The sequence below is a fragment of the Micromonospora lupini genome, from assembly GCF_026342015.1.
Classification (GTDB): domain Bacteria; phylum Actinomycetota; class Actinomycetes; order Mycobacteriales; family Micromonosporaceae; genus Micromonospora; species Micromonospora lupini_B.
On sequence record NZ_JAPENL010000003.1, the window covers coordinates 809,738 to 820,603 of the forward strand.

Annotated in this window: 9 protein-coding genes and 2 tRNA genes; 4 read left to right on the plus strand and 7 right to left on the minus strand. The window is 69.1% G+C overall.

The window, feature by feature from the left end; all coding sequences use genetic code 11:
- Positions 1–19: 19 nt before the first annotated feature.
- From OOJ91_RS31740 to OOJ91_RS31760, 5 genes are read right to left on the minus strand one after another with little or no spacing between them, the layout of a single operon-like run.
- Positions 20–859, minus strand: coding sequence for a carbohydrate ABC transporter permease (locus OOJ91_RS31740; RefSeq protein WP_266250878.1), 840 nt, complete (start codon positions 857–859; stop codon positions 20–22).
- The gene (locus OOJ91_RS31745) at positions 856–1,803 is read right to left on the minus strand and encodes a carbohydrate ABC transporter permease (protein WP_266250880.1); all 948 of its coding nucleotides are present in this window, start codon (positions 1,801–1,803) and stop codon (positions 856–858) included. The genes OOJ91_RS31740 and OOJ91_RS31745 overlap by 4 nt, the downstream gene beginning before the upstream one ends.
- A 6-nt stretch (positions 1,804–1,809) precedes the next feature.
- Entirely contained in the window at positions 1,810–3,120 is a 1,311-nt protein-coding gene (locus tag OOJ91_RS31750; RefSeq protein WP_266250882.1) for an ABC transporter substrate-binding protein, read from the minus strand.
- Positions 3,117–4,013 (minus strand): NAD-dependent epimerase/dehydratase family protein, encoded by an 897-nt coding sequence (locus OOJ91_RS31755; protein WP_266250883.1) that lies wholly within the window; start codon positions 4,011–4,013, stop codon positions 3,117–3,119. The genes OOJ91_RS31750 and OOJ91_RS31755 overlap by 4 nt, the downstream gene beginning before the upstream one ends.
- Positions 4,010–7,174, minus strand: coding sequence for a sugar-binding protein (locus tag OOJ91_RS31760; RefSeq protein WP_266250886.1), 3,165 nt, complete (start codon positions 7,172–7,174; stop codon positions 4,010–4,012). The genes OOJ91_RS31755 and OOJ91_RS31760 overlap by 4 nt, the downstream gene beginning before the upstream one ends.
- Positions 7,175–7,554: 380 nt before the next feature.
- Here OOJ91_RS31760 and OOJ91_RS31765 point away from each other — a divergent pair, with 380 nt between their 5' ends.
- Positions 7,555–8,256 (plus strand): IclR family transcriptional regulator, encoded by a 702-nt coding sequence (locus OOJ91_RS31765; protein ID WP_266250888.1) that lies wholly within the window; start codon positions 7,555–7,557, stop codon positions 8,254–8,256.
- Between the two features lie 188 nt (positions 8,257–8,444).
- On the opposite strand, the gene OOJ91_RS31770 is transcribed toward OOJ91_RS31765, so the two are convergent.
- Both OOJ91_RS31770 and OOJ91_RS31775 read right to left on the minus strand, forming a co-directional pair.
- Positions 8,445–8,519, minus strand: a tRNA-Val gene (locus OOJ91_RS31770).
- A 46-nt stretch (positions 8,520–8,565) separates the two neighbouring features.
- Positions 8,566–8,638 (minus strand) — tRNA-Gly (locus OOJ91_RS31775).
- 149 nt (positions 8,639–8,787) lie between these two features.
- On the opposite strand from OOJ91_RS31775, the gene OOJ91_RS31780 reads away from it, so the two are divergent.
- The 3 genes from OOJ91_RS31780 (at position 8,788) to OOJ91_RS31790 (ending at position 10,864) form a co-directional block, all read left to right on the plus strand.
- Positions 8,788–9,033: a DUF6458 family protein gene (locus OOJ91_RS31780; protein ID WP_266250889.1), complete on the plus strand. Its 246-nt coding sequence runs from the start codon at positions 8,788–8,790 to the stop codon at positions 9,031–9,033.
- Positions 9,034–9,212: 179 nt separating this feature from the next.
- The gene (locus OOJ91_RS31785; RefSeq protein WP_266250891.1) at positions 9,213–10,145 is read left to right on the plus strand and encodes an ABC transporter ATP-binding protein; all 933 of its coding nucleotides are present in this window, start codon (positions 9,213–9,215) and stop codon (positions 10,143–10,145) included.
- Positions 10,142–10,864: an ABC transporter ATP-binding protein gene (locus OOJ91_RS31790; protein WP_266250893.1), complete on the plus strand. Its 723-nt coding sequence runs from the start codon at positions 10,142–10,144 to the stop codon at positions 10,862–10,864. The genes OOJ91_RS31785 and OOJ91_RS31790 overlap by 4 nt, the downstream gene beginning before the upstream one ends.
- The last annotated feature ends 2 nt before the right edge of the window (positions 10,865–10,866 follow it).

Below are 10,866 nucleotides of genomic sequence, written 5' to 3' on the forward strand. Positions count from 1 at the left end.
TGATGAGCCTCCGTCGGTGTCACTTGAGCCCCGTGCGGCTCAGTGCGGACAGGAACTGGCGCTGGAACACGAGGAACACGATGATCATCGGTACGACCGAGGAGGTGGCCGCGGCCATCGACAGGCCACCGGCGAGGCCGCCGTCGCCGTCGACGAAACGGGTCAGGCCGACGGGAAGCGTGTAGTTCTCGTCGGTGGAGAGCATGATCAGCGGCGTCTCGTAGCTGTTCCACGACCAGACGAAGCCGAGAATCGCCAGTGCCGCGAGGACGGGCTTCGCCATCGGCAGGTAGATGCGCCAGTAGATCGACCACTCGCCGGCACCGTCGATGCGCGCGGCCTCGGCCAACTCCCCGGGTACGGCGGAGAAGTGCTGGCGCATCAGGAAGGTGCCGAAGACTGTGAACATGCTCGGCAGGATCAGCGCCCACAGCGTGTCGTACAGGCCGACGGCCTGGAAGAACATGAACCGGGGCACGAGCAGCAACTGGGTCGGCACGATCGAGGTCGCGATATAGAGCAGGAAGAGGCGGTCGCGACCTTTGAACCGCATGCGGGCGAAGGCGTACCCGGCCAGGGAGGATGTGAACAGCTCACCCGTGACGGCAGCGGTCGCCACGATCAGGGAGTTGCCGAAGTAGCGCAGCAGGGGCGGGTCGCCGGCCCACACGTCCGCGTAGTTGACCCACCGAACCGGGTCGGGAATCCACGTCACCGGAAGTGTGAACACGTCGATGTTGCGTTTGAGCGAAGCCGAGATCATCCACACCAGCGGGAGGGCGAAGAGCACGGCGATCGCCCACATGACGACGCTCAGCAACCAGGTGCGCAGGGTCCGGTCTGTACGGCTGCGGGTCATGTGTAGAGCCCCCGTCCCTTCTGGAACCGCCACAGCACCAGCGTCAGCAGCAGTACCGCGGCGAACGTGACGACGCCTATCGCCGCGGCGTAGCCGAACTTGTAGGCCTGGAAACCGGACTGGTACATGTAGTAGGCCAGCACGGTGGTGGACTCCCCCGGGCCGCCGCCGGTCAGGAAGGCGATCAACCCGAACCCCTGCGACGTGCCGATGAACGACGTGATCGCCAGGAAGACGGTGGTCGGCATGAGGCTCGGCCAGGTGATGGTGCGGAACCGGCGCCACGCGCCGGCGCCGTCGATCATCGCCGCCTCGTGCAGGTCCTGGGGCAGTTCCTGAAGAGCGGCCAGGTAGATCACCGCCTGGTAGCCCATGCCGGCCCACACCTGGATGAGCACGAGGGCCGGCAGAGCCCAGTTCTCGGACACCAGCCAGGTCGGCGGCTCGGACAGACCCAGGAACCGCAGGGCCTGGTTGAGCAGCCCGGCGCTGGGGTTGAGCACGAGCAGCCAGACCATACCGATGGCGACCGTGTTGACCATGCTGGGTACGAAGAACACGACCCGCAGCGCGGCCCGGCCGACAAGCGGTCGGTTGAGGGCCAGCGCGAGCAGCAGGCCGAACGCGATCGACAGCGGAACGCCGAGGCCGGCGAAGAACACCGTGCGGCCCAGGGCCTTCCAGAACTTGGGGTCGGCGAACAGCTCGGTGAAGTTGTCCAGGCCGACCCACTCGATCCCGCCCAGGCCGGACAGCACGTTCCAGCGGGTGAACGCGATGCCCAGCCCGGCCAGCATCGGACCGAGGGTGAAGGCGATCAGTCCGATGAGATTGGGGGCGATGAACACCCACGGCAACCAGGAACGGACCCCGGCGGGCCGGCGCTTCTTCTCCCGTACGACGGCCGGTACCGGTGACCGGGCCGACCCAACCAGAGTCTGCATGTGTCTCTAGGCCGCCTTTTTGATCGCGGCGTCGCACTGTTCCCTGGCGGTCCGGGCCCACTGGTCGATGCTGATGTTCCCGAGCAGGACCCGCTGGTTGAGCCCGTTCATGATCGTGGAGATCTCCGCGTGCGCCGTCTGGATGGCGTCCACGGGAATCCGCGCGTCCGAGGTCAGCAGGTTGGTGACAAGCGACTGCTCGTCGAACAGCTTCGCGGCGTCGGGTCCGCCCAGATCGGCGGCCAGCTTGGCGGTGTCGCCCCCGGGCAGCGACGGGAGCCGGCCGCCGGGCACCATGTGTGCCGCGCCTTCGCCGAGCCAGAACCGCAGGAGCGTGAAGGCGGCGTCCTGGTGCTTGGACTTCTTGGTGATGGCCACGTTGTCGCCGTAGGCACCGGTGTTCCAGAACTGCGCGCCCTTCTGCGGCGCCGGCATCGGCAGCAGAACGGTCTTGAAGTCGTGCGGATACTCCTTGGTGTCCTTGATATAGCGCATGACGAACGGCTGGGAGATCCACATCGCGACCTTCCCCGTGAGGAACGGGGTCTGGGCGAACGCGTCCCACTTCTGCGCGACGATCTCGGTCATCGGGACGGCGGACTTCTCGGCCATCATGTCCAGCCGGAGCTGGAAGTTCTGCCGGAACGCCGGGTGGTCGAAGTTGGACTCGCGGCCGCCGGGCTTGTAGGTGAAGTCCGGGCCGAGCTGCTGGCGGGCAAGGTCCGGCGGGATGAGACACCCGTACACGCCGTTGCCGGAAAGCTGTTTCGCGATCGCGCGGAAGTCGGCGGTCGTCCAGTCCGTCGGGACGGTGACGCCGGCCTTGTCGAGCAGGCTCTTGTTCGCCAGCACTGTCTCCACGCTGCGGCTGGCCGGTGCGGAGTACGCCTTGCCGTCGAAGAAGTAGTTGCTTGCCGGATTCGCGGCGGGGGCGAAGGCCTTCAACACCGGGTCACCGGAGAGCCGTTCGGTGAGGTCGGTGAGCAGACCCGCCTCGACGCGTTTGGCCAGGGCCGAGCGCGCGTACGACACGACCACGTCGATCTCGAGACCGCCCTGCAGCGCGGTGTCGAGCTTGAGGTTGCCCTGATCGTCGTTGACGAAACGGGTGTACTTGACCTTGATGTTCGGGTGCTTCGCGGTGAACGCGGCGAACAGGGCGTCGGGTCCGTTCTCCGCAGGCACTCCGCCCCAGACGTTGAGAGTCACCGTGCCGGCGTCACCGGACTCGTCCTTGCCGCAGGCCGCGAGGAGGGCGGCGGAACCCAGTCCGGCCGCGCCCGCGAGCAGGCGCCGGCGGCTGATCGTACGTGTCATGGCGTCACTTCCTGATCTGAGAATGGTGGCTGTCCGGGTGGGGACAGTGGATGGAGGTGCTCGGGGGTGAAGCCGAGCAGCCGCGTGGCTCGACCGGTGTCGATGGCGACGCTCCGGCCGGTCAGTCGCGTCCGCCGGGGCACCCCCGGTAGGTGTTCGTCAAGCAGCGCCTCCGTGTCGGTGGCGCTCAGGGTGTCCGGCGCGGCGACGAACACCGCGTGGAATCCCGTCACGGGGGCGGTGAGGGCCAACAGGCCGGCGCGGGCGGCGTCGCGGGTGTCCAGGTACGCCCACATCTCCTTGGCGCCCCACGACGGGTGTTCGACGTAGTTGCGGGCGTACTTCTCGAACTGGTCGCCGGGACCGCCGAGCAGCGGCAGGCGCAGTGCGACGACGGTCATCCCGTGCCGGCGGGCCATCATGGCGCCGATCGCCTCGTCGGTCTGCTTCGACAGCGCGTACGGGTCGGCCACCTGCAGCGGCAGATCCTCGTCGATGGGCAGGTAGGCCGGTGTCTGCGGGTGCGGCGACCAGGGCAGACCGGTCACCGACAGGCTGCTGGCGATCACGGCCCGGCGGACGCCCCGCTGAGCCGCCTCCTCAAGCACCGTGAACGTCGCCTGGGTGTTGGTGGTGAACACCTCGTGCGGTGTGCCGAGGGTGGGCGCGGGGATGGCCGCGCAGTGGAAGACGGCGTCGACCTCAGCGAGGGCGTCGCGTACCACGATGGGGTCCCCGGCGGATCCGGTCACCATCCGGTCCGCCCGGGTGTCGCCCGGGTCGTGCAGGTCGAGACCGGTGGTGGGGATGAGCCGATCGGCGAACAGCGTCAGCGCCGCCCGGCCCAGCCGTCCGGCCGCACCGGTGACCAGGATCCGCCGGGGCCCGCTCACGGCGCCATCACCTGCACCGGCCGGAACTCCGCGGTGTTCTTGGCCAGGACGATGCCGCCGCCCCACTGGATCCAGCCGGCCCGGCCGATGCCGTCGTCGTCATCGTTTACCACGAACGACAGGGCGACCGGCGCGGTGGGCGGACCGCTGAGCCCGAGTGCGGACCAGGGCACCGACACGCGGTAGGAGGTGGTGGTTCCGTTCCGGACGATCGCCGCCGTCGCGCCGGGCGTCGCCCCGGCCACTCCGCCGGCCGGTGGCGTGAAGGTGTACACGGCCGGACCGGTGCCCAGCAGCGCCGCGCCGATCTCGACGCGGGCGGTCGACCGCCCCGGAAGGTCGGGGCTGACCGCCAGTTGGATGGAGTCGCCGTCCCACATACTGCCGGCCGTCTTCGTCTGGGCGTGGTTGTTGTCGGTCACGTCGGCCGTCAACCACAGGGCGTCCGCGGTGCGGGTGAGCTTGACGGTGCCCGACAGGTCCGACGTGCCGCCGTAGGGAACCCGCCGGTAGTCGACCGCGCCGTCGGCCGCCAGATTCACGGGTACGACGGCGTTCTGTCCGTCGGCCTCGATCGGGTTGAAGCCGACGGTCCCACCGGCCCGGAACGCGCCCAGCTGTGTCGTGTCGACGCGCACCGACATGTCGTACGACTTCCACGCGACGATCCCCGCGACCGGTATGTCGACAGAGGTGACCGAGTTCGGCGGTACCGGGGCGACGCCGGTCACCGTGCCGCTCTGCGTCCCCACCGTCCACGCGATCTGTGCGACGTCCAGAGCCGTCGCCGACTTGTTGTTGGTGATCTTCACCCGCAGCGACCCACCGAGCGGCCCGACCGACGTCACGATCGGATCGACTGTCGCCACGACCGGATCGGTGATCATCGCGTCGTCGCGCAGCACCATCGACGCCGATCCCCCGGACCCGGCCCGCACATGTACCGTTCGCGGACCCTTCACCGTGCTACCGGGAACGGTGACGGTCTTCGTTCCTACCTGCCCGGCCGGCGCGTACACCGCGTAGGTGTTGTCCTCGACGTGGAAATTGGTCCACGTGCCCCCACCACCGTGGGTCCGGTCCACCTTCAGCGTCACCGGGATGTCGTCGCCGACGGCGACCGTGTCCGGAACCGCGACGGAGTACACCTTCGGGTTGCTCACCGCGAGGGCCGTCGGCTTGCCCTTGGTGAAGACCGGGTGCTCGGTCAGGTCCAGCGTCACCTTGCCCTGCAGGGGTTCCAGGGTGTTCGACCGGCCGTAGGCGTTGGTGACCGTGACGGGGGTGGTGGTGCTCAGCTCCACCTGGGTCGGTGTGGTCGCCCACATCACCCGGACCGGCGCCTTGCCGGGCCCACCGGCGAACTCGTACGAGTAGACACCCGACCCCAGGTTGTCGGCGGCACGGAAGTCCAGACCGGCGAGCTGGCGGATCAGCACCGACTGCGTGACAAGCGCCGGCTTCGGGGCGTAGGCGTTCATCCCCAGGTACCCGGGACGGCGCATCACGCCGAAGTTGTACTCCTGGTTCGACGCGGTCGTGCCGTCGTTGAGGAAGTCGTACCAGTAGTAGCGGCTGGCCCCGTTGGCCACGGCCAGGCTGGCCGCCCGGACGAGGTAGTCGCCCTGCTGCAGCTCGGTGACGCCGCCGCTGGTGTGGGTCGGGAATCCGTTCTCGGTGATGTCGATCGGCATGTCGCGACCGTTGTTATAGCGGCGGATCAGGTCCTTGAACGTCGGGATCAGGGTCACGCCGCGGACCTCCGGCGGTGCGGGAAAGCCGTAGAGGTGCGCGCTGAAGCGGTCCATGTACTGCAGGCCGCCGATCTGGAACAGCTCTTCCCACCACGCGGGTCCGCCGCCGGCCGGCGCGACGACCTCGGCCTGCGGGTGGTCGGCCTTCACCTTGGCGTAGGTCGCCTGCAACAGAGGTAGGTAGCACTGCGGGGTACGACCGCACAGGCCGTTGTTGAAGCCCCCGTCGAACTCGTTGTACACCTCGACCTTGTTGGTACCGGAGAGGCTGAGCATCGCCGAGGCGTAGGCGGCGAACGCGGCGTGGCCCTCCGGTGTGCTCGGCGTCTTCCCGCCGTCGTAGAGCGGATTGGCGAACGCCGCGACCAGCAGAGGCTCCATGCCGTTGGCGGCCAGCCCGTTGAGGAACGGGGCGCCGTAGGTGGGCATGGTGTAGGTGCCGGCGGTCTTCTCCACATGCTGCCAGGACAGGGCGTCGCGGACGTGGGTGTAACCGACCTTCGCCATCGTGGGGATGAGACTGGGCGGGTCGCTCTGGGAGAAGTGGGTCCCGACTCCCCACGGCGCCCCGGGCCGCCGGGCGTCGGCGGGGAGCGCGTCCAGCAGCGCCACAGGCGTGTACCTGGTGACCGGGAGTCCACCCACCTCGGCCGTGACGCCGAGGGTGTAGTAGCCGGGCTTGACCGCGGCGAGGTCGACCGTCGCCGTGCCACCGGACACCGCGGCCGTGCCGCTGGCCGCCGGAACGCCCTGCTCGTCGGCGGCCGCCCAGCGCACGCTGGCCGCGCTGGAGGTCACCGGGATGGTCCGCGGCTCGGATCCGCTGAAGACCAGGTTCGTCGCGGTGATGCGCACCGCCTCGGCGGTGCTGAAGCTGACCGAGACATCGGCCACGCACAGGTCGGTGGCCGACCGCCCGAGCCGGCTGTCCCAGGAGGCGATGCGGAAGTCGGCGCCGGACGGCAGATCGCCCTTGAACTCGGCGTCGGCCAACTGGAAGACGTAGGAACGCCAGACGTTCCCGCCGGTCAGCGGGACGGCGTCACCGGCCCGGTTCTGCCCCGTGCCGTCGTATTGGATCGTGAAGTGTCCGGGGCCGGCGTCGAAGTAGCTGACCTTGACGAACGCGTAACCGGTGGCGGCCGGCTGCCGGGCGGCGTCGACCCGGAAATACAGGAAGTCATTGGTGATCGGCGTCTGCGTGGTGGTCCAGCAGGGGCGGCCGCCCCGCTCGGTGGCCGCCGCGGAGATCTGGCCGGAGGCGTCGCCGGGGTTGCCGGCCATGCCGTTCCACTGCGGGGTAGCCGAGAGCACCGCGGAGGCCGCGGGCGCGTCGGCGAACGCTTGATGCGCGACGCCGATCATGGGCAGACCGATGAGAACGGCCAGTCCGGTCGCGACGCGCATCCGCCACCTGTGGGAGTGCACATTCGAGAGTCGTGTCAAGGTCATCACCTCTCGGCTCAGTCACGGTCCGCTCGTTGGCGCATCGTCGTTCCGTGACTTGGGTGCGTGGCGAGCCCGACCGGCTCGCCACGGTTCGCAGCGTGTGGTGCCCTTCCGTCCATGGCGGCAGCCCGCCGGACCGACCCCGTGATGTGGGAAACCGACCAGGGCAGCAGTCATCGCGCCTGCTCAAGCAGGGCCAACTGCGGCGACCAGGCGGGATCGTTGGTCAAGTGCGGCGAGCGTAATGGTGCAGTAATAGCACCGTCAAGATGCTTCGCCGAAACCCCTGCGACACGACCCCGTAGCATCCCGACCCAAAGTGATGCTATAAATGCAACATGTTGCCGTCTCAGCCGAACAAATCACTCCAGGACGGGCTCGACTGCCTGCAGTTGCTTGCCAGTTCCGCTGAGGCCCTCGGCTCACGCGAAGTCGCCAGACGGCTCGGGCTGGAGCCTTCTCGCGCAAACCGGCTGCTCAAGACCCTCGCGCACGTCCGGCTGATCGAGCAGAACGAGCGGCGCCGCTATCGTCCCGGCCCGGGAATCCATGCCCTGGCCGCGCAAAGCCTCTTCGGGTCCGGCCTGATCCGCCGCGCGCTCGGACCGCTCGGCGAGCTTCACGTCCACGGTCACACAGTGGCCATGGGCGTGCTCTGGCGCGACCACATGTCGTACCTGTACCACGCCGACCCGGGCATGGACACCAGCACGGCCCTCGGCCGGATCGGCCTCTTCCCGGTCACCCGATCCGGGCTCGGGATGGCACTGCTGGCCTGTCAGGACGACGAGGACGTCCGCGCCATGTGGGTAACCAGCGCGAACGAGACCCCGGTCGAGCAGATCCTCACCGATCTTGCGGAGATCCGCGAAGCCGGTTTCGCCCTGCGCGCCGGCAAAACCGAACGCACAGTTGCCGTCACCGTCGGCTCACCCCCGTACGCCGCGATCGGCATGTCCGGCCGCTTTACCGACGCACACATACCTGAACTCGTCAGCGCACTCCGGCACGCGGCAGGGAAGATCGAAAAGAACGGCTGAGGCGGACCTGAACCTCGGTACCCACCCCGCCGCGCGCGCCAGACAACCGCCACACCGCCGGCGGCGTACGCCCGGCCCGGGCGGCTGCGCGCCACCTCCCCGCAGTCCCGCGGGAGTGTCAGGGCGCAGAAACAAGAACACCCGTTACCGGAAATCCGATAACGGGCCAACTGACGTGCCGACAAGTGTGGTGGGCGATACTGGGTTTGAACCAGTGACCTCTTCCGTGTCAAGGAAGCGCGCTCCCACTGCGCCAATCGCCCGTGTTGCCGCTCGATCCGGCCGTTAGGCCCGTCGAGGCGGGTCGCGAGCGGACGACGGGATTCGAACCCGCGACCCTCACCTTGGCAAGGTGATGCGCTACCAGCTGCGCTACGTCCGCACGTCCCCGGCTACCGCCGGCGACGGAGGAGACTCTACCCGAAGCCAAGATCGGCGGACGCAGCACCCTGGGGCGACGGCGATTGCGCTGCTCGACGGCGGGGTACTGATGAACCTCGACAGCGCACCACACTCCCTAAGGAGGCTGTCGTGGGTATCGGCACCAGCATCTTCCTGATCGCGCTCGGCGCGATTCTCACCTTCGCGCTCGACGCGAGCGTCGGCGGCATCAACCTCGACGTGGTCGGCTGGATCCTGATGGGCGCCGGCGTACTCGGTCTGATCATGACGGCGTTGATCTTCCAGCGTCGCCGTACCGCCATCGTGACCACCCCCGAGCAGCCGGTCGAGTACCGCCGGGTCGAGGAGCGGCGGGACATCGCCCCGCCGCTGTGACGCAATCCGGTGTACGGGCCGGCAGCCTCCCCGAGGATGCCGGCCCGTCCCGTCTTCGCCGGTGAGAGCCACCTTCTGACCGGGTCGCCCGGCCCTTCGGCGAAGATTCCTCGCTGCCGCCGCAGAAAAGCCACTCGGGGGCATGGTCAACGACGCCGCCGATTGCGAAACTGCTGGCAATGTCCACCACACCGCTGTCCCTGCCGCAGCCCACCGCGCGGGCGCCCGAGTTCGGCCGGGACGCGCTCATCGTCTGCGAAAACCTGGTGCGGATCTACCAGACCGGTTCGATCGAGGTGCAGGCACTGCAGGGACTGGACCTGGCCGTGGAGAGCGGTGAGCTGGTCGCCATCGTCGGCGCCTCCGGGTCGGGCAAGTCGACGCTGCTCTCCATCCTGGCCGGCATCGACTCCCCCACCGCCGGGCGGGTCCGCGTCGACAGCTGGAATCTGCTGACCATGTCCCGCGCGGACCGGGTGAACTACCGGCGGCACACCGTCGGGTTCGTACGCCAGCAGACGGCAAGCAACCTGATCCCCTACCTGACCGCGCGGGAGATGGTGGACCTGCCGATGACAGCGGCCCGTACCGCCAAGGAGGAACGCCGGGAGCGCGCGGCCGAACTGCTGGACAGCCTCGGCGTCGCCGACTGCGCCGACAGGCGTCCCGGGCAACTCTCCGGAGGGCAGCAGATGCGGGTCGCCATCGCGGTGGCGCTTGCCAACCAGCCGCGGATCCTGCTCGCCGACGAGCCGACCGGCGAGCTGGACGCCGACACGTCCGCGGAGGTCTTCGGTGTGCTGCGGGACGTCAACCGGCGCTACGGCGTCACAGTCGTCGTGGTGACCCACGACCCGGAGGTCAGCGGCCAGGTCGAACGGACAGTCGCGATCCGCGATGGGCGCACCAGCAGCGAGGTGCTGCGCCGTACCACCACCGACGCGGAGGGCGACACGCACACGATCGCCGAGGAGTACGCGGTGATGGACCGGGCCGGACGCGTCCAGGTGCCCCGGGAGTTCCGCCAGGCGCTGGCCCTGACCCGACGGGTCCGGCTGGCCCTGGAGAGCGACCACATCACCATCCACCCCGACGCGGGAAGCGGCGAATGAGCGGCGAGCCTCTGCTTCGCGTACGCGGCGTACACCGGCGCTTCCCCACCGGGCCGACAGTCGTCCATGCCCTGCGCGGCGTGTCGTTCGACGTGGCCGCCGGTTCCATGGTGGCCCTCGTCGGCCGCTCCGGCTCGGGCAAGACCACCCTGCTCAACGTTCTCGGCGGCCTGGACCGCCCGGACGCCGGCACCGTGCACGTCGACGGCACCGACGTCACAGCCCTCGACGAGGACGGTCTGTCCCGGCTGCGACGCGAGAAGGTGTCGTACGTCTTTCAGAGCTTCGGGTTGATTCCGGTGCTGTCGGCCGCGGAGAACGTCGCCGCCCCGCTGCGGCTGGCCCGCGTCGCCCCGGCCGAGCGCGAGCGGCGGGTCGAGTTGCTGCTGGAGCTGATCGGCCTGGCCGACCACGCCCGGCAGCGGCCGGCCGAGCTGTCCGGCGGCCAGCAGCAGCGGGTGGCGATCGCCCGCGCGCTGGCCGCCTCGCCCCAGCTCCTGCTCGCCGACGAGCCCACCGGGCAACTGGACGCCGAGACCGGCCTGTCGGTGATGGCCCTGCTGCGCGGGATAGTGGAATCCGAAGGCGTCACAGTCGTGGTGTCGACGCACGACGCGGTGATGATGGCCCTGGCCGACCGGGTGATCCGCATCCACGACGGGCACCTCGACGAACAGGCGGCCGGGCAGCCGGGCGAGCCCGTGCCGGACGCCAGGTGACG